The sequence below is a fragment of the Arthrobacter sp. 10T425 genome, from assembly GCF_056393985.1.
Window position 1 is genome coordinate 1 of record NZ_JBFTGZ010000110.1, and the last position, 389, is coordinate 389.

Genomic DNA, 389 nt, shown 5'->3' on the forward strand with positions numbered 1-389 from the left:
GGGGCTCGCGTATGTTCATGGGCCGCGCGCTGGCGCGCCGCACGGATCCTGTGGAATGCAACGTCCACGGCAGGAATCGCATTGCACAGGGAAATCCGGACGTGCGCGATGGCGACCTGGAAGTCGCCGAGGATGGGCACCTGTGCGAGTGCGGGTGCGCCTTGATCTCGTCACTGCCTAACAGCGGCTCACGCTAGGTCAGTCCGATGGCCGTGGATTTTTCCTTGTTGCCACCGAGACAGCCCGTTCCGGAGAACGGGCCGTCGCCCGTGTTCTGGTCCTTTGTCTTCGTTGCGCTGGCGGTGGCCGGCGCCATGCTCGCGCTTTGGTCTTGGTCCGCGAAAGAACCGGCCCAGACGCTCTGGTTTTGGGCTTGCGTGATCGTAATC

The 389-nt window shown here is 63.8% G+C and carries 2 protein-coding genes; one reads left to right on the forward strand and one right to left on the reverse strand.

The window, feature by feature from the left end:
* On the forward strand, positions 1 to 197 hold a 197-nt coding region (locus AC1DDH_RS20750; protein WP_476956259.1), incomplete at its 5' end, for a PAAR domain-containing protein.
* Here AC1DDH_RS20750 and AC1DDH_RS20755 read toward each other — a convergent pair.
* Positions 194 to 389: hypothetical protein (locus AC1DDH_RS20755; RefSeq protein ID WP_476956260.1), on the reverse strand; the 196-nt coding region annotated here is incomplete at its 5' end. The genes AC1DDH_RS20750 and AC1DDH_RS20755 overlap by 4 nt on opposite strands.